Annotated in this window: 16 protein-coding genes; 9 read left to right on the plus strand and 7 right to left on the minus strand. The window is 70.7% G+C overall.

The genetic code is table 11. The features are described 5' to 3' along the window. Window positions 1-162: 162 nt before the first annotated feature. The 3 genes from NAMU_RS10840 to NAMU_RS10850 form a co-directional block, all read right to left on the minus strand. The gene (locus NAMU_RS10840; protein WP_015747449.1) at window positions 163-618 is read right to left on the minus strand and encodes a hypothetical protein; all 456 of its coding nucleotides are present in this window, start codon (window positions 616-618) and stop codon (window positions 163-165) included. 23 nt (window positions 619-641) lie between these two features. After that, window positions 642-977 (minus strand): DUF2631 domain-containing protein, encoded by a 336-nt coding sequence (locus tag NAMU_RS10845; RefSeq protein ID WP_015747450.1) that lies wholly within the window; start codon window positions 975-977, stop codon window positions 642-644. A gap of 92 nt (window positions 978-1,069) precedes the next feature. Continuing rightward, on the minus strand, window positions 1,070-2,059 hold the full coding sequence (locus NAMU_RS10850) for a hypothetical protein (RefSeq protein ID WP_015747451.1): 990 nt from the start codon (window positions 2,057-2,059) through the stop codon (window positions 1,070-1,072). Window positions 2,060-2,277: 218 nt separating this feature from the next. On the opposite strand from NAMU_RS10850, the gene dxr reads away from it, so the two are divergent. The 4 genes from dxr to NAMU_RS10870 all read left to right on the plus strand — a co-directional run bounded on the left by dxr (window position 2,278) and on the right by NAMU_RS10870 (window position 6,898). Further along, window positions 2,278-3,447 carry a 1-deoxy-D-xylulose-5-phosphate reductoisomerase gene (gene dxr, locus NAMU_RS10855; RefSeq protein ID WP_015747452.1) on the plus strand — a complete coding sequence of 390 codons (1,170 nt, stop codon included), beginning with the start codon at window positions 2,278-2,280 and terminating at the stop codon, window positions 3,445-3,447. Continuing rightward, complete coding sequence (locus NAMU_RS10860) at window positions 3,447-4,769, plus strand: M50 family metallopeptidase (RefSeq protein ID WP_015747453.1); 1,323 nt, start codon at window positions 3,447-3,449, stop codon at window positions 4,767-4,769. Before dxr ends, NAMU_RS10860 begins: the two co-directional genes overlap by 1 nt. 13 nt (window positions 4,770-4,782) lie before the next feature. After that, the gene (gene ispG, locus NAMU_RS10865) at window positions 4,783-5,967 is read left to right on the plus strand and encodes a flavodoxin-dependent (E)-4-hydroxy-3-methylbut-2-enyl-diphosphate synthase (protein WP_015747454.1); all 1,185 of its coding nucleotides are present in this window, start codon (window positions 4,783-4,785) and stop codon (window positions 5,965-5,967) included. 94 nt (window positions 5,968-6,061) lie between these two features. Beyond that, window positions 6,062-6,898, plus strand: a complete 837-nt coding sequence (locus NAMU_RS10870; protein ID WP_015747455.1) for a GNAT family N-acetyltransferase — start codon at window positions 6,062-6,064, stop codon at window positions 6,896-6,898. Window positions 6,899-6,917: 19 nt separating this feature from the next. On the opposite strand, the gene rpiA is transcribed toward NAMU_RS10870, so the two are convergent. Both rpiA and NAMU_RS10880 read right to left on the minus strand, forming a co-directional pair. After that, window positions 6,918-7,559 carry a ribose 5-phosphate isomerase A gene (gene rpiA, locus NAMU_RS10875; RefSeq protein ID WP_015747456.1) on the minus strand — a complete coding sequence of 214 codons (642 nt, stop codon included), beginning with the start codon at window positions 7,557-7,559 and terminating at the stop codon, window positions 6,918-6,920. Window positions 7,560-7,622: 63 nt separating this feature from the next. Continuing rightward, window positions 7,623-8,132, minus strand: a complete 510-nt coding sequence (locus NAMU_RS10880; protein WP_041368737.1) for an LURP-one-related/scramblase family protein — start codon at window positions 8,130-8,132, stop codon at window positions 7,623-7,625. Window positions 8,133-8,340: 208 nt separating this feature from the next. Here NAMU_RS10880 and NAMU_RS10885 point away from each other — a divergent pair, with 208 nt between their 5' ends. From NAMU_RS10885 to map, 3 genes are all read left to right on the plus strand, one after another. After that, window positions 8,341-9,291 (plus strand): MEDS domain-containing protein, encoded by a 951-nt coding sequence (locus NAMU_RS10885; RefSeq protein ID WP_169312484.1) that lies wholly within the window; start codon window positions 8,341-8,343, stop codon window positions 9,289-9,291. A gap of 62 nt (window positions 9,292-9,353) precedes the next feature. Beyond that, on the plus strand, window positions 9,354-11,288 hold the full coding sequence (locus NAMU_RS10890; RefSeq protein WP_015747459.1) for a penicillin-binding transpeptidase domain-containing protein: 1,935 nt from the start codon (window positions 9,354-9,356) through the stop codon (window positions 11,286-11,288). A 29-nt stretch (window positions 11,289-11,317) separates the two neighbouring features. Further along, entirely contained in the window at window positions 11,318-12,172 is an 855-nt protein-coding gene (gene map / locus NAMU_RS10895) for a type I methionyl aminopeptidase (RefSeq protein WP_015747460.1), read from the plus strand. 106 nt (window positions 12,173-12,278) lie between these two features. Here the strand turns inward: map and NAMU_RS10900 are convergent, their stop codons facing one another. Continuing rightward, the gene (locus NAMU_RS10900; RefSeq protein WP_015747461.1) at window positions 12,279-13,592 is read right to left on the minus strand and encodes a VWA domain-containing protein; all 1,314 of its coding nucleotides are present in this window, start codon (window positions 13,590-13,592) and stop codon (window positions 12,279-12,281) included. A 264-nt stretch (window positions 13,593-13,856) separates the two neighbouring features. Between NAMU_RS10900 and NAMU_RS10905 the strand changes: the two genes are divergently transcribed. Both NAMU_RS10905 and NAMU_RS10910 read left to right on the plus strand, forming a co-directional pair. Next, window positions 13,857-15,014, plus strand: coding sequence for a BTAD domain-containing putative transcriptional regulator (locus NAMU_RS10905; protein WP_015747462.1), 1,158 nt, complete (start codon window positions 13,857-13,859; stop codon window positions 15,012-15,014). 109 nt (window positions 15,015-15,123) lie between these two features. Then, a complete protein-coding gene (locus NAMU_RS10910) occupies window positions 15,124-15,600 on the plus strand; it encodes a hypothetical protein (RefSeq protein ID WP_015747463.1) in 477 nt (158 codons plus the stop codon). Window positions 15,601-15,701: 101 nt separating this feature from the next. Here NAMU_RS10910 and NAMU_RS10915 read toward each other — a convergent pair whose 3' ends face one another. Continuing rightward, on the minus strand, window positions 15,702-17,111 hold the full coding sequence (locus NAMU_RS10915) for a mycothione reductase (RefSeq protein ID WP_015747464.1): 1,410 nt from the start codon (window positions 17,109-17,111) through the stop codon (window positions 15,702-15,704). Window positions 17,112-17,166: the final 55 nt, after the last annotated feature.

Below are 17,166 nucleotides of genomic sequence, written 5' to 3' on the forward strand. Positions count from 1 at the left end.
AAGAGTGCGCAGCCGTGCACAGAAAGTGGTCATCGTAGGAAGAGGGCGTGCCGGTGTCTGGGCCGAGCCTCTGCTCATGTCTTCCAGGGCGTCGCGCCAGGGCAGCTCAACCAGTGAGTCGGGATCGGCCAGCGCGCGGGCCACTCTCGCGACGCCAGCCGGTCACCGGTCCGAACCGATCGCCGCCGCCAGCTGGGCCTGCAGGTCGCGGGCCGCGGACGCCCGCCGGATGGTGGCGGCGAGGAAGAACGGCGACGCGAGGACGTAGAAGACGATCGCGACGACGGCCACGACCGCGGACACCACGTCATTGCCGAGCTGCTGCGAGTCACCGATCCCGCCGACCCGGGCGCCGCAGTCGGGCAGGCCGGCCTCGCCGGGCAGGAACGGTCGGACCGTGGGGCGGGAGCCGTCGGCCAGGGCCAGTCGCAACACCCACGGGCGCCGGGCCCGGCCCACCGAGGTCACATCGAGCGGCTCCCAGTCACCGTCCTTGGCCCGGCGCAGCTCGATGGGGCGCCCGGGGCGGACCCGAAGGGCCCGGAATCGCCGGTCGATCTGCACCATCGTCACGCCGGCCGGCCACTGATGTCGCCGGTAGCTCAGATCGCGGGCCACGGATCAGCCGGCCGCGCGCGAGATCAGGGCCGGCGCCGCCGCTCCCGCTTGATGTGGATCTCGCCCGCGACGATCCAGATCGCCATCAGCGCAGCGATCGTGGTCAGCCAGTAGACCTCGGTCTGCGACTCGTGGTTGCCGAAGAAGGCCAGCAGGAGCAACCCGACGACGCCGAGCCAGAGCAGGATGCGGGAGCCGCGGGGGGCGATCCGCTCACGGAAGGAACCGTGCCAGCCCCACTCCTCGCTGGGCGCGTCGGGGTTGTACGAGACGACGGCGCCGTGATGGGTGGTCGCGACCTCGGCCCCGGCCTGCGGGCCGGCCGCCGGGCCGTGCGGCTCGATGGATGTGCCGGCCATGGGCCCTCCCACTGTGCGAAACGGTCGGTCAACCGGTGATCGTTACCGATCATCTTGACATGACCGTGCCCGCCGGGCTGCCCGGGGCCGGGTCAAGGACCGGGTGTCCGGGTCAGGGTCAGGTCGGCCGTGACCGAACGTTCGCCGTCGGTGGTGGTGGCGTTGACCTGCAGCACAGCGTCGGTCGCGCTGACCCACCCGGTGACCGTCGCGCCCTTGGCCAGCGGCCGGGTCAGCCGCACACCGGAATCGGTCTCGCACGGTTGCAGGTCGGTCTCGCTGTCGACCAGCAGGTTGGGCGGCAGCGCCCCGCCCAGAGGCTGGTCGTCGACCAGGGTGGCCGAGATGAGGGTGCGCTCCGGGGCCGACGGGTCGGCGGCCGCCTCGACCTGCCAGGTGCGCCGGATCGACCCGTCGCGGCCGCTGGAGGTCGAGTAGATCGACAGGCCGGGCACATCGGTGGAGGTGATGCCCAGCGACATCGAGACGGGCCCGGAGGGCGACAATCCGACTCCGGACGCGCTCGTGGGGGCGGAGGAGTCTGCTGCCACCGAGTCCGGGACCACGGCCGAGGGTGCACCGGCCGTCGGCGACTGTCCCAGGGCCCCGGCCCCTTGGCCGGACGCCGGCGTGGCCTCGCCCGATCCGGAGGTCGGGCTGGTGGTCGGCGCCGGCGGCGAGACCTGCAGGGCGAACTGGGCCGGACGGGTGTACAGGGAGGTGCCGCCGGTGGCCTGGCAGCGCCCGAGCACGGTGATCGTCAGGTCGGCGGTCCCGGACCAGGCGGCCGGCAGGACCAACCCCGACCCGGCCAGTTCCACTGGGGTGGTGGTCGGGCTCGCCGAGGTGCTGGCCGGGGCGGCGCTCGACTCGTCCTCGGATCGGGCGACCGCCGGCGACGACGACGGAGCCGGCGATGCGGACGGGGAGGCCGAACTGGGGGCCGCGGAGTCGGAGGCCGGGGCCGAGGACGTGCCCCCGGTGATCTGGATCAACCCGACCACCACCAGGACACAGGCCAGCAGGGCTGCCACCAGGATCCCGATCACCCATCGGGTGCTGGTGGTGGGGCGGGCGGCCATCCCGCCAGTATGTGCGCCCGCCCCCGGGCAGCGGGACGGTCCTGGCGCAATCGCGATGTGCGGCACATCTGGCGGCGGTCGTGACCGGTATCGCCGTGGCCGGAACGGGGCCGGGGTGAGAACAGGGGGAAGATGGACCGGTGAGCAAGCCCGTCCCCGCCGCGACACCACAATCCGGACAATCGCCGTCAGACCACGCGGCGCCGGGTCGGCGGCGGGTGATTCTGCTCGGGTCCACCGGCTCGATCGGCACTCAGGCCCTGGACGTCATCGCCGCCCATCCTGATCGGTTCGAGGTGGTCGGGCTGGCGGCCGGCGGGTCCAACCCGGACCTGTTCGCCGCTCAGGCGGCCGCCCACCCGCACGCCGCGCTGGCCAGCGCGACCCCGGCGCCGCCGGTCGACGGCCGCCCGATGCTGATCGGTGCCCGCGCGGCCACTGAGCTGGTGCAGACCACCGAGGCCGACGTGGTCCTCAACGGCATCACCGGCTCCATCGGGCTGGAACCCACCCTGGCCGCGCTGACCGCCGGCCGCACCCTGGCCCTGGCCAACAAGGAATCGTTGGTCGCCGGCGGGTCACTGGTCACCCGGGCCGCTGCGCCCGGGCAGATCGTGCCGGTCGACTCCGAGCACAGCGCGTTGGCCCAATGCCTGCGGTCCGGTGCGGCCGGCGAGGTCGCTCGGCTGGTGGTGACCGCCTCGGGCGGCCCGTTCCGGGGATGGACGCGGGCGCAGGTCGCCGACGTCACCGCCGAGCAGGCCCTGGCCCACCCGACCTGGTCCATGGGCCCGGTCGTCACCATCAACTCGGCCTCCCTGGTCAACAAGGGGCTGGAGGTGATCGAGGCCCACCTGCTCTTCGACATCCCCTACGACCGCATCGAGGTGGTCGTGCATCCGCAGTCGGTGATCCACTCGATGGTCACCTTCGTCGACGGTTCGACGATCGCGCAGGCCAGCCCCCCGGACATGCGGCTGCCGATCGCGCTCGCCCTGGCCTGGCCGGATCGGCTCGACCCGGTCGCCGCCGCCTGCGACTTCGCGGCGCCGACCGCGTGGACGTTCGAGCCGGTGGACCGCGCCGTGTTTCCCGCGCTGGACCTGGCCTACGCGGCCGGCCGGGCCGGCGGCACGGTGCCGGCCGCCTTCAACGCCGCCAATGAAGAGGCCGTGCACGCCTTCCGCACCGGTCAGGTGCGTTTCCCAGGTATCTCCGATCTGCTGGCCGGCATCCTGGACGAGGCCGACCAAGCGCGGAGCAACCCGCGTGACGTGCACGACGTCTGGGCCACGGAAGAATGGGCCCGGCGACGGGCCCGCGAAATCATCGCCCGGGCTGGTACCCCGATTGCGGTGGGTGGACCGAGGGTGGGGGCGCAACGCTGATGTGGACCGTCATCGGCATCGTCGCCTTCCTGCTGGCGTTGCTGTTCTCCATCGCCTGGCACGAGGCCGGCCACCTCACGTTCGCCAAACTGTTCAACGTCCGCACCACCCAGTACATGGTCGGCTTCGGCAAGACCATCTGGTCCAAGCAGGTCGGTGAGACCGAATACGGCTTCAAGGCCATCCCGCTCGGCGGCTACATCCGGATGATCGGCATGGTGCCGCCCGGCCCGGACGGCAAGCAGAAGATCACCACCACCGCGATGGGCGCCGCCGGTCTGGTCCGCAACATCGTCGAGGAGACCCGGGCCGGCGACCGCTCCCAGGTCACCCCCCAGGACGACGGCCGGCAGTTCTACCAGCTGCACCCGTTCAAGCGGATCATCATCATGGCCGCCGGACCGGTGATGAACCTGATCCTGGCCGTCGGCATCTTCTCCGTCCTGCTGGTCGGCATCGGGGTCCCGACCGCCAGCACCACCGTGGCGACCGTCAGCCAATGCGTGATCCCGGCCGCGGCCTCCGGCGAGGTCCAGCGCACCGACTGCACGGCGGACGATCCGCAGACCCCGGCCGCGCTGGCCGGCCTGCTGCCCGGCGACACGATCGTCGGGTTCAACGGCACCACCGTCACCGGCTGGGCCCAGCTCACCGCCCTGATCCAGGCCGCGGCCAACCAGACCGTGCAGATCGAGTACGTCCGCAACGGCCAGCAGTACACGCAATCGGTGGCCATCGTGGAGAACCAGCGCCCCGTCGTCGACGACAACGGCCAGCAGACCGGGGTCAAGACGGCCGGCTTCCTGGGCATCTCCACCACCAGCCCGTACCAGCCCCAGTCGATCGGCGCGGCCATCGGCCGGACCGGCGACTTCATCGGCGCCGCGGCCAAGGCCGTCGTGGCCATCCCGGCCCGGATCCCGGCCTTGTGGAGTGCGATCTTCGACGGCCAGCCCCGCGATCTGAACTCGCCGGTCGGCATCGTCGGGGCCGGCCGGATCGGCGGCGAGATCCTCGAATCGGACAGCACGACCACCCAGGACAAGCTGGTGCTGTTCCTGAACCTGGTGGCCGGCTTCAACATGAGCCTGTTCCTGCTCAACATGCTGCCGCTGCTGCCGCTGGACGGCGGCCACATCTTCGGGGCCGTCATCGAGTGGGTACGCAAGGGCTGGGCCAAGGTGCGGGGTAAGAAGGATCCAGGACCGTTCGACGTGGCCAAGCTGATGCCGGTCGCCTACGTCGTGGCCCTACTGTTCATCGGGTTGACGGCGCTCACGCTGGTCGCCGACGTGGTCAACCCCGTCAAACTCTTCGGCTGAACGGACAAACAGGATGACCTCCACACAGGCGACTCCGGTGGGCCTCGGCCTGCCGAGCATGCCCGCCGACCGGGCCGTCCCGGTCCTGGCGCCGCGTCGCACGACCCGGCAGCTCAACGTCGGCGGGGTCGGGGTGGGCAGCGACCACCCGGTGTCGGTGCAGTCGATGACCACGACCGTGACGGCCGACATCAATGCCACCCTGCAGCAGATCGCCGAGTTGACCGCGTCCGGCTGCCAGATCGTGCGGGTGGCCGTGCCCAGCACCGACGACGCCGCGGCGCTGCCGATCATTGCCCGCAAGTCGCAGATCCCGGTGATCGCCGACATCCATTTCCAGCCCAAGTACGTCTTCGCGGCGATCGACGCCGGCTGCGCCGCGGTGCGGGTCAACCCGGGCAACATCAAGGCGTTCGACGACAAGGTCGGCGAGATCGCCAGGGCGGCCAAGGACGCCGGCACGCCGATCCGGATCGGGGTCAACGCCGGATCCTTGGACAAGCGTTTGCTGGCTAAGTACGGCAAGGCGACCCCGGAGGCGCTGGTCGAGTCGGCGTTGTGGGAGTGCTCGCTGTTCGAGGAGCACGACTTCCGCGACATCAAGATCTCGGTCAAGCACAACGACCCGGTGATCATGGTCCGGGCCTACGAGCTGTTGGCCCAGCAGTGTGACTACCCGTTGCATCTCGGGGTCACCGAGGCCGGGCCGTCGTTCCAGGGGACCATCAAGTCGGCCGTGGCTTTTGGTGCGCTGCTGTCCCAGGGCATCGGTGACACCATCCGGGTGTCCTTGTCGGCCCCGCCGGCCGAGGAGGTCAAGGTCGGGTTGCAGATCCTGGAGTCGCTCAACCTGCGTGAACGGGGCCTGGAGATCGTGTCCTGCCCGTCCTGCGGGCGGGCTCAGGTGGATGTCTACACGCTGGCCGAGCAGGTCACGGCCGGCTTGGAGGGCATGGATGTGCCGTTGCGTGTGGCCGTGATGGGTTGCGTGGTCAACGGTCCGGGGGAGGCCCGCGAGGCCGATCTCGGGGTGGCCTCGGGCAACGGCAAGGGTCAGATCTTCGTCAAGGGCGAGGTCATCAAGACCGTGCCCGAGTCGCAGATCGTGGAGACGCTGATCGAGGAGGCCATGCGCATCGCCGACGACCTGCGCGCTGCCGGCGTGGCCAGCGGTGCACCCACGGTCGTCAACGTCTGACCCGGATGGGCCGGTCGGGTGCCCGCAATCGGGGGCCCGCGTGGCATCCTTGCCCTACGCGACTCATCCAGCGCCGGACCAGCGAAGGCCACGCATGCTCACCGCGAGTTTCTCCAGGGTGCTCGGTCCCGGGCACGCGACGCAGGTGTCCCGGGTGTTGACGGCCGACCCGTTGTCCTCGTGCATGGTCGCGGCCCGGTTCGAGCAGGTCGGCATGAACGAAGCCGCCATGGGCGGGCAGTTCTGGGGGATCGGCGGTGGCCGGGACGGGCTGCTGTTCGCCGGGGCCTCGATGGTCCCGCTGGCCGGCGACGCCGCCGCGATGCGCACCTTCGCCCACACCGCCGCCCGGCGCGGCCGCCGCTGCGCGACGATCCTGGGTCCCGCGGACCGGGTGCTGCCGTTCTGGGAGCGCCTGGAACCCCGATGGGGACCGGCCCGCGAGCTGCGGCCCGACCAGCCGTTGATGGCCTGCCCGGCCGATCCGCTCGGCCCGGTCGACCCGCACGTCCGGCTGGTCCGGCCGCACGAGATCGAGAACTATTACCCGGCCGCGGTGGCCATGTTCACCGAGGAGGTCGGTGTCGATCCCCGCGGCGGCGACAACGGGCGCAGCTACCACGCCCGGATCGCCGAACTGATTGGCGCCGGCCGCGCCTACGCCCGGTTCGACGGTGACACGGTGATGTTCAAGGCCGAGATCGGGTCGCTGTCCCGGTCGGTCGCGCTCATCCAGGGGGTCTGGGTGCATCCGCAGCTGCGCGGCCGCGGGCTGGCCGCCCCGGCCATGGCCGCGGTGGTCCGCTCCATCCGGGCCGATCTGCGCCGCACGCCCAGCCTGTACGTCAACGACTTCAACATCCCGGCCCGCCGCACCTACGAGCGGGTCGGCTTCCGGCAGATCGGCACCTTCGCCTCGGTCCTGTTCTGAGCCGAGATCCGGGTCGGCCTCAGGTGAGCACTCGGTGTTCGACGTCGCTGCCGCGAGCGATCAGCACATCGTTGACCATCGACGGCGGGAACAGCCCGTGATCGACCAGGCCCGGTGCGGCGCTGAGCCGGGCGGCCAGCGCCGCCGGATCGGACAGGTCGCCGTGGTAGTCGCCGATGACGCCGCCGTCCGGGCTGCGCGGCACGTCCCGCAGGACGACGTGGGCCAGTTCGCGCAGGGTGGCGCTCAGGCCGTAGGCCAGTAACTCCACCGGAACCGACCCGTGCAGCGCATCGACCGGCTTGCTGGCGTCGGCGATCACCACGAACCGATCGGCGGCGTTGGCCACCACCTTCTCCCGGGTGTGCGCCGCACCGCCGCCCTTGATCAACCAGCCGTCGGGAGCGATCTGGTCGGCCCCGTCGATGGCGATGTCGAACCGGTCGACCTCGCTGAAGTCGACGATCCGCAGACCCAGCTCACCGGCGGCGGTCGCGGTGCGCGGGGAGGTGGCCACGCAACGGATGTCCAGGCCGCGGGCGGCCAGCGCCGGCAACAGGTACGCCACCGTGGACCCGGTGCCCAGGCCCACGGTCATCCCGTTCTCGACCAGGCCGACCGACGCCACGGCGGCGGTCCGCTTCTCGTCCTCGCTGCTCAACAGACCTCCCAGGCCGACCGATGTGCTGGCTCGACAGACTGTAGAGGGGCGCCCGCGGACGGCCTAACCGCGGGCCATCTCGTCGATGCACACGGTCACGGAGAGGATGAACGGCTGATTCTCGTCGGGGGCGATCTCGACGCCGTAGGTGTCCCGGACCCGGAACCACTTCTTGGAAATCGTGGCAATGGTGGTGCCGTCGCGTTCGATCTCGTATTCATGATCGACGAAGTTGCCGTGGGCGTGCAGCTTTTCGCCGTTGTCGGGGTCGATGACGAACCGGTCCCGGATGCCGACCAGGGCCTTGTGCACGACCGCCTCGGTGCCGCCCCACTCGATCTTCATCTTGTCCCGGACGGAGAGCTTCTTCTCCTGGATCTTGGCCAGCTCGCCGCCGGAGTTGTCCTCGAGGATGAAGGTGTCCCGGAAGCGGATGGCCTTGCCGTTGACCTTGTAGACCTTCTCGCCCTGCTCGTTCTCGATCCAGTAGTCGTCGCCGATTGCGAGCAGCTTTTCGCGCATCTGGTAGCGCCGGGGCGCCGGGCCGTCATCGTGGTGTCGGAAAAGTCCCATGGCCACGATCTTGGCGGTCGGACCCGCCCCGCGCCCCGCCCGACCGGGGTGATTCGGCGCTCCGTCCGCGGGCGGGAACCCGGCGTGGCCCGTTCGGTCCTCACCCCGCCGGGGGTGGACATCGTAGGGTCGTGGTGGGAGTGCGCGGGGGTGCGCCCGAACACCTGGCTCGACGGTGAGCCAGGGGGTGACGAATGGGGGATTCATCGTGCCAGCACTGGTGACCGGTCGATCGGCGCACCGTGGGTACCGCCACGAGGCGGTCTACTACCAGGGTGAGGACGAGTTTCTCGAGCTGGTGGTCCCCTTCATCCAGGAGGGGGTGGCCGCGGGGCAACCGGTGATGGTGGCCGTCGTGGCCCGCCGGCAGGCGGCCCTGACCCAGCGGCTCGGCTCCGCGGCCCAGGCGGTCGAGTTCGTCGACATGACGGATTTGGGACGCAATCCGGCCCGGATCATCCCGGCCTGCCGGGACTTTTTGAGCCGGCATCGGGACGACGGACCGATGCGGGGCGTGGGCGAACCGATCTGGGCCGGCCGCAAGGCCGTCGAGATCGAGGAATGCCAGCTGCACGAGTCGCTGCTCAATCTGGCGATCGCGCCCGGCACCCCGTTCTGGATGCTCTGCCCGTACGACCGGTCGGCGCTGGATCCCGCGGTCATCGACGAGGCGGCCCGCAGTCACCCGGTGATCGTCGAACCGAGGGTGTACCGGGGCAGCACCCTCTACGGCGGCGCGTACCACGCGGCCGAGCTGTTCCGCCGGACCCTGCCCACGCCCGCGGCGCCGATCCGGCACCTGGTGGTCGATCCGGCCGCCGGGCACCATGTCGCCGACTGGGTGCGGCGGTGGGCGGAGGCGTCCGGGGTGCCGCGGCGTCGGGCGGCCGGCCTGGCCGCCGCGCTGCGTGGGGTTGCACAGTCCGGTGAGGCGCAGACCGGACCCGATCAGATGCTGCAGCTGTGGCAGCAGGGCAGCGACCTGGTCTGCCAGCTGCACGACCCGACGCCGGTCAGCGACCCGATGATCGGCCGGCGGCCGCCCGGGCAGGACAGCTCTCGCGGCCGGGCGCTGCTGGCCGCCAACGACCTGTGCGACCTGGTCCAGGTGCGTTCCAACGAGGGCGGGACGACGGTGCGGGTGCACACCTGCCTCTGACCCGGGCGCGTTCGGGATGTCGCAGCCACGGCCCCGGCGGACCGTTGGGGATACTGGGGCCCATGGCGCTCCGGGCTCTGACGACACGATCGCGCCGGGCCCCTCGTTCCTTCCCGGTGCTCGTGCTGGCTCTGGTTCTGGGCGTGCTAGCCGCCTGCACCACCGACCCGAACCAGGGCGACCCCGGTCCGGGTGACCGGGTCGGCGCCTTCGTCCAGGCGTGGCAGCAGATGGATTTCGACGCCGCCTCGGACTACACCACCAGCCCGGCGGCCGCCGCCCTGATGCTCGACCAGGTCACCAACGACCTGCGGCCCGATCAGCTGACCATCACCCCGGGCGAGGTCAGCCGGGTCAGCGCCACCCAGGCGACGATGACAGTCTCCTTCACCTGGCAACTGCCGGACGCCGGAAGTTGGACGTACCCGGCCACCTGGACCTGGAAGAAGGACCGCGACTGGGAGATCGACTGGGCGCCGTCGGTGATCCACCCGAAGCTGGGGGAGAGGCAGACGTTGGCCGCGCACACCACCGCCGCCGAACCCGGCGTGATGGTCGACCGCAACAACAACCGGATCGTGCAGCCGGTCACCGTGTACTCGGTGGTGTTGCTGCCGGCCAAGACGCCGGACGTGCCGGCCGCCGCGGCCGCGCTGGTCGCCGCCCTGGCCCCGATCGATCCCACGCTGACCGCGGACGGGATCGTTGCCGGGGTCACCCAGGCCCAGGCGGAGGCCGCCGCGGCGGCCACCCCGGCTTCGGGCTCGGCGACCGCATCGAGCGGGCCGAGTGACGGGACACCGCCGGCCGACCCGGCCAGCGTCGGTTACACCGTCATCAACCTGCGGGAACCGGACTATCTCAAGGTCAAGCCGCAGCTGGACGCCATCACCGGGCTGAGCTACCCCTCGCAGGTCCGCAATCTGCCGCCGACCCGGGACTTCGCGAGGGCGATCCTGGCCCAGGTCGACCCGGTGGCCGCGCCGCTGATGAAGGGCACGGACGGTTGGTCGGTGGTCATCGTGGACAGCACCGGCGGTGTGCTGGAGACCTTGGAGGACCATCCGGCGGTGCCCGGGCAACGGGTCACCCTGACCCTGGATTCCGCGGTCCAGCAGGCGGCCGAGGCGGCGATCGCCGACCAGGACAAGCCGGCCATGCTGGTGGCCCTGCAGCCATCGACCGGTGAGATCATCGCGGTGGCGCAGAACATCGCCGCCAATGCGCAAGGCACACCCGCGCTGACGGGGCAATACCCACCCGGCTCGACCTTCAAGGTGGCGACGGCGACGGCCGCGCTCGAACGGGGGCTGATCGCCCCGGGCCTGCCGGTCGGCTGCCCAGGTGTCTTCACGGTCGACGGTCGGGCGGTGCACAACTCGCACGACTTCGCACTGGGTACCGTCGATGCGACCGTTGCTTTCGCCCGGTCCTGTAACACCACCTTCGCCGACCTGGCCACCCAGATGCCGGCGGACGCGCTCCCCGCCGCCGCGGCCAGCTATGGCATCGGACTCGATTTCGACATCCCCGGGGTGATTACGCTGACCGGGAAGGTGCCGGACGCGCCGTCGGCAATCCAGCGCGCCGAGAATGGATTCGGCCAAGGTCAGGTGTTGGTCTCACCATTTGGCGCTGCCTTGATGGCCGCCACTGCCCAGCACGGGGCGATGCCGATTCCGTCCCTGATCCGGGGTACGTCCACGACCGTGGACAAGCCGGCGCCGGAGCGGCCGGCCCAGGCCGCTGACGGGGTCCGCACTTTCATGCGTGCGGTGGTCACCGAGGGGACCGGAGCTGGCCTCGAGCCGTTCGACGACGTTCACGCCAAAACCGGGACGGCCGAATTCGCCGCCGCCGACGGCACCACCCATGCTCATGCGTGGACCATCGGCTACCGCGGCGACCTGGCGTTCGCCGCTCTGATCGTCGGCGGCGAGGATTCGATCAATACCAATGCAGTGGTGGCCCGGTTGTTGGCGGCCGTGCCGTCCTGAGACCACTGACGGGTCGTAGTCTCGTGGTCATGTTGCGCACTGCCCTGCGGCCCGGCCGGCCGACCCCCGTCCGGTCGGTGCCCGCCGCCATCGCCCGTCCCGAGTACGTCGGCCGCGACCGTCCGGCCCCCAGCACCGACCCCTGGGTGCAGACCCCCGAGATCATCGAGAAGATGCGGCTCGCCGGCCGGCTCGCGGCCCAGGCGATGTTCGAGGGATCGAAGCTGGTGCAGCCGGGGCAGACCACCGACGCGATCGACGCGGCCGTGCACGAGTTCCTCTGCGACCACGGGGCCTACCCGTCCACGTTGGGCTACAAGCACTTTCCCAAGTCCTGCTGCACCTCGTTGAACGAGGTGATCTGCCACGGCATCCCGGACAGCACCGTGATCGAGGACGGGGACATCGTCAACATCGACGTGACCGCCTACATCGACGGCGTGCACGGCGACACCAACGCCACCTACCTGGCCGGGGCGGTCGCGGAGGAGAACCGGCTGCTGGTGGAGCGGACGCAGGAGACCCTGCGGCGGGCCATCAAGGCGGTGGTCCCGGGGCGGCAGCTCAACGTCATCGGCCGGGTCATCGAGTCCTACGCCAAGCGGTTCGGCTACGGCGTCGTCCGCGACTACACCGGGCACGGCATCGGCCGCACCTTCCACTCCGGGCTGGTCGTGCTGCACTACGACGATCCCAGCGTGACCACGGTGATCGAGAAAGGCATGACCTTCACCATCGAGCCGATGATCACCCTGGGCGGCATCGACTGGGAGCTGTGGGACGACGGGTGGACGGTGACCACGAAGGACAAGTCGTGGACCGCCCAGTTCGAGCACACCCTGGTGGTCACCGACACCGGCGCGGAGATCCTGACCCTGCCCTGACCGTCCACGCGCCCCGCGGCACCCGCGGGGGCCCCCCGGTCTGCCGAGTGTGCAAAAACGGCCCCCATTCCCGAGAATGAGGGCCGTTTCTGCACACTCGGCCGGGTTAGTGAGCGGCGGCGGCGATGCCCTTGGTGCGAGCGGCCCGCAGCCAGCCGGGGAACTCGTCGAGCAGCCGGCGATACAGCTCGGCGTCGGTGACCTGATCGATGTCGTCGAGGGCGAAGAAGTCGACGTTGTCGACCTCGCGCCCGTCCATGTCGTCGAGCTTTTCCAGCAGGCCGTAGTCGTTGGCCCCGATGCCGACGAACTGCCAGAAGATGGGCTTGGCGGACGCCTCGCGGATCACCCGGGTGATCTCCTTGCGCTTGTAGAACCCGCCATCGGTGAAGAACAGCACCAGCGTGGCCGGGTCGCCGCGCCGGGCGGTGCCGGACAGCTCGGTCAGGATGGGGATCTCGTCGTTGCTGCCGCCCAGCTTGCGGTAGTTGATCCCGCCGTGGGTGCCGTTCAGGTGCAGGAACTCCTCCGGCCAGGTCTCCAGGTCGGCCACCCGCAGGTCCGGCAGACGCGCGAAAGTCTTGGCGTACAAGTAGGTTTCCAGGCTGCCGTCGGTGTCGAGCTGGATCGCCACCGGCACCATGCGCTCGACCACGCGGTGGATCAGCCGGGTTCGGAACTCCTGGTACATCGAACCGGTCTTGTCGATGACCATGACCACCCGGACCCGTTCGGCGTCGGCCCCCTTGGTCAGCAGGACCCGGTGCACCTCCTTCTTGCGCAGGTCCAGGGTCTGCCGCTTGACCAGCGACAGCCGCTCCTCGCCCGGCACCGAACGCGGGCCGGCCGGGGTCGGGGTCGGGGTCGGAGCTGGAACTGCCACCGGGGCCGCCGCCGGCGGGGCCGGGGCGGCGGCCGCGGCCGGCGGTTCCTCGTCCACCTGCACCCCGTGCTCACGCACCAGGGCGGCCAGCCCGGCGGTCCAGCCGGCCGACACCGAACGCAGCTTCCACTCGCCGGCGCGCCGGTACACCTCGGCCAGCACGGCCGCACGCTCGCTGGTCAGCCCCAGGGCCGGCACGTCGATCCCGTCCGGCTCGACCCCCACGCCCAGGCCGGCGATGCCGGCCAGTGATCCGGGCTGATCGTCGGCCAGCGCGACCGTGATCGCGATCGTCTCGATCACCGCAGGCACGGCCGCCAGGTCCAGGGTGAGCCCATCCGGCGCGGTCAGCCGCACGCCGCCCTCTGGTGAGGCCGGCTGGTTGAAGAACACCAGGTCCTCGTCGGTCCGGACGAGGCGATCGGCGGTGAGCTGGAACGCCATCAGGTCGACGACTCCGGATCGGGCTCCGCGCACGGACAGGGTCAACCGACGGGCGGACAGTGGCGCGTTCGCGCCTCGACTGAGCTGCGTCACCGGCCCAGCGTGACATACGCCCCGGCCGGCCGACGGCAACGTCCGCTACGACCGTTAGTTTCACAACGCAGACACCCGGGGCCGCGACGAGCAAGCTCAGGACCAGAGCGGTTCGGACGCCCCGATCGCCACAACTGAACAAGAGCCGGTCGACACGCCGTTCGTCCGGACGACATTGCGAAGAACCCCGGATCCGCACGCCGCGCCCCGGGGTTCTTGCCTGTCCGGGCCCGGACGGCGGGTCGCCCTGGTTAGGATTCGCCGGTGACGCCCCCGCACCCCGGCCCGCCCGAGGCCGGTGGCGTGTCCCCGACGCTGGACGTGCGACTGCTCGGACCGCTGGAGCTGCGCCTGGACGGCCGGCCGATCCCGTTGCCGGGCGGCAAACCCAAGGCCGTGCTGGCCGGGTTGCTGGTCAGCCGCAATCGCGTGGTGCCGGCCGACTCTTTGGCCGACGCGATCTGGGACGGTGAGGTGCCGGCCAACTTCCTGGCCACCCTGCAGGTCCACGTGTCCGCCCTGCGCCGGGCGCTGCGCCCGGTGTCCGACCCGGGGCTGCTGACCGTCACCACCCAGTCGCCCGGCTACCGCGTCGTCGTCGACGACGCACTGGTCGACGTCGGCCGGTTCGGCCGGTGGGCGCGGGCCGGCAGCGACCTGCTGACCGCCCGCCGCTACGCCGAGGCGGCCGACCGGCTACGGGCCGCCCTGGCCGAGTGGTCCGGGTCCGCGCTGGCCGACCTGCAGGGCCTGCGGTTCGCCGACGACTTCGCCGCCGCCGTGGAGGAGGAGCGGCTGGTCGCGTTGCAGGCCCGGATCGAGGCCGACCTGGCCTGCGGGATGGAGTCGGCGGTGGTCGGCGAACTGGTCACCCTCACCGGCCAGTACCCGTTGCGCGAGCCGTTCTGGATCCAGCTGATCACTGCCCTGTATCGCTCGGGCCGGCAGGCGGACGCGCTGGACGCGGCCCGCCGCATCCGGACCCTGCTCGACGACGAACTCGGCATCGATCCCAGCCCGGCGCTGCGGGACCTGGAACGGCAGGTGCTGCGCCAGGAACTGGCAGCGCCCGGACCGGCCCCCGTGCCGTCGATGCAGCGCACCGTGGCCGAGACCGCGGTTGTGCTGTCCAAGGCCCGGGTGCGACTGCCGTCCGGGGAATCGTTGCCGGTGCCCAGCCGGGGTCTGCGCCTGGGCCGGATGGACGACAACGACCTGGTGATCGCCGGGGAGAAGGTCAGTCGCTACCACGCGGTGATCGGCGAATCCGCGAACGGCTTCACGGTGACCGACCTGCGCTCCACCAACGGCACCCACGTCAACGACGAGCGGGTGGTGGAGAGCCATCTGCTGCGCGACGGGGATCGGATCCGCATCGGCGGCACCGAATTGACCTTCCAGCTCGACGCCGAGCCCGCCTGAGCCGGGCGGTCAGCCGGCCTTCAGTCGTTCTTCGGTGAGCCTTCAGTGGGGCGGCCGATCCTTTGTTCAGCAGATCGAACAACCAGGATCCCGCCCCCAGGAGGACACCATGGCCACCACCGCCCGCACCTTGATCCGCCGCCTCGCCGGACTCGTCGTGGCCACCGCCGCGATGTTTCTCGGCTTCGCGATCGTCGGTTCGGTCGGCGCCGCGAACGCCGATACCGTCGCCGGTAACACCGTGTTCGGCACCACCGTGGAATGCGGGGGCGACTCGCTGGTGTTCACCAGCACCTCGGACGCCGACTCGGGCAGCTTCGCCAAGATCTGGGTCTGGGACTCCTACACCGAGCAGTGGGTGACCGACGGCTACTGGGTCGAGGCCGACTACTACGCCTCGTACAACATCTCGGACCTGACGTTCGACCCCGGCTACTACATGGTCTACGTGCAGTACGCCCAGTGGAACGGCTACGACTTCGACTTCAGCGGTGAGTACATCGACACCTACGAGCAGTACTACACCTACTCCGACCACCAGGCCGAGTCCTTCTGCTACATGGGCAACGACCTGACCGAGTACTGATCCGCACCCTTGCCCACCATCGCGGCGAGCCCCGGCCGGGACACCCGGCCGGGGCTCGTCGTCGTCGGTCCCGGCGATCCGGGCTGGACCGACGCGGTGGGTCAGCCGGTCGGCCTGGGCAGGGCCAGCAACGCGTTCTCGATCACCTCGGGCAGCGCCGGGTGGATCCAGTACTGGCCGCGGGCCACGTCGTGCGCCCGCTGTCCGAACGACATCGCTTGCACCAGGGGCTGAATCACCGTCGCGGCCTCGGGCCCGATGACGTGCGCGCCCAGCAGCAGGCCGGTCCTGGGGTCGGCCAGCACCTTGGCGAATCCGGTGGTGTCCTCCCGGGCCCAGCCGGCGGCGGTGCCGCCGTAGTCGCGGCGGCCGACGACGTACTCGACGCCCTGCTCCCGGGCCTGCTGCTCGGTCAGGCCGACCGCGGCGATCTGCGGTTCGGTGAAGACGGCCGCCGGGACGAAGCGGTGGTCGGTGGTGATCCGGTCGTCCGGGTGGTTCAGGTTGTGCCGGACCACCCGGGCCTCGTGGTTGGCCACGTGCTTGAGCGCGTACGGCGAGCTCAGATCGCCCAACGCGTAGATGCCCGGGACGACCGTCTCCTGGTACTCGTCGACGACCACGCGGCTCTGCTCGTTCACGGTGACGCCGGTGGCCGGCAGGTTGAGCAGGTCCGAGTTCGGACGGCGGCCGGTCGCCAGCAACAGCACGTCGGCATCAACGGTCGCCTCGCCGTACGGGCCTTCCAGGAACACCCGGACGCCCTGCCCGTCGAGCGGTTTGATGCCGCAGATCTCGGTGTCCCGGCGCAGGTCGTAGCGGGCCCGGACGTGATCGGTGAACGTGGTTGCGACGTCCTCGTCGTGGTGACGCAGCAGCCGGGAGCCGCGGACCACCTGGGTCACCCGGGAGCCGAAGGCGTCGAAGACGTGGGCGAACTCGGCGGCGATGTAGCCACCGCCGATGATCACGATCCGATCCGGCCGTTGGGCGATGCGCATGATCGTGTCCGAGGTGTGCACCACACCCTCGCCGACGATCTCCTCGTCCAGCCCGGGGATGTCGGGAATGACCGGGCGGCCGCCGGCGGCCAGCACGAAACGGTCGGCGGTGAGGTCGACCCGGCCGCCCGCGGTCAGGTCCACCGCCATGGATTTGACGCCGGTGAACCGGGCGATGCCCGTCAGCATCTCCAGGTTCGGCCACTTGTCGCCCTGCCGGTACTCCAGCCCGTGGGCGGAGATCTCGTCGGTCCGGCTGAAGATCCGGTCCCGCAGCACCGCCCAGTCGACCGGCGCGACCGTGGCCTTGAGCCCCAGCCGGTCGGCCCGGGTGACCGCGTCGGCCAGGTCGGCCGGGTAGACGAAGCTCTTGGTCGGGATGCAGCCGGCATTCAGGCAGGTGCCACCGAATGCCCCGGATTCGACCAGGGCCACCCGTTGATCCCGGAACTCCCGTCCGAGAATGGTGTTGCCCGAACCAGAACCCACCACCACCAGGTCGAAGTGCATGCGGCCAGGCTACGACGCCGCGCCGCGCCGGCCACCCGGCAGGTCCGGCTCCGGT

Source organism: Nakamurella multipartita DSM 44233 (genome assembly GCF_000024365.1).
Taxonomy (GTDB): domain Bacteria; phylum Actinomycetota; class Actinomycetes; order Mycobacteriales; family Nakamurellaceae; genus Nakamurella; species Nakamurella multipartita.

Bases quoted from the DNA above. Each gene is read 5' to 3' on its own strand.
- NAMU_RS10915 (WP_015747464.1), bottom strand. From the start codon at position 17,111: ATGCACTTCGACCTGGTGGTGGTGGGTTCTGGTTCGGGCAACACCATT.
- map (WP_015747460.1), top strand. From the start codon at position 11,318: ATGTTGCGCACTGCCCTGCGGCCCGGCCGGCCGACCCCCGTCCGGTCG.
- NAMU_RS10910 (WP_015747463.1), top strand. From the start codon at position 15,124: ATGGCCACCACCGCCCGCACCTTGATCCGCCGCCTCGCCGGACTCGTC.
- NAMU_RS10870 (WP_015747455.1), top strand. From the start codon at position 6,062: ATGCTCACCGCGAGTTTCTCCAGGGTGCTCGGTCCCGGGCACGCGACG.
- NAMU_RS10845 (WP_015747450.1), bottom strand. From the start codon at position 977: ATGGCCGGCACATCCATCGAGCCGCACGGCCCGGCGGCCGGCCCGCAG.
- NAMU_RS10880 (WP_041368737.1), bottom strand. From the start codon at position 8,132: ATGGGACTTTTCCGACACCACGATGACGGCCCGGCGCCCCGGCGCTAC.
- NAMU_RS10890 (WP_015747459.1), top strand. From the start codon at position 9,354: ATGGCGCTCCGGGCTCTGACGACACGATCGCGCCGGGCCCCTCGTTCC.
- ispG (WP_015747454.1), top strand. From the start codon at position 4,783: ATGACCTCCACACAGGCGACTCCGGTGGGCCTCGGCCTGCCGAGCATG.
- NAMU_RS10850 (WP_015747451.1), bottom strand. From the start codon at position 2,059: ATGGCCGCCCGCCCCACCACCAGCACCCGATGGGTGATCGGGATCCTG.
- NAMU_RS10860 (WP_015747453.1), top strand. From the start codon at position 3,447: ATGTGGACCGTCATCGGCATCGTCGCCTTCCTGCTGGCGTTGCTGTTC.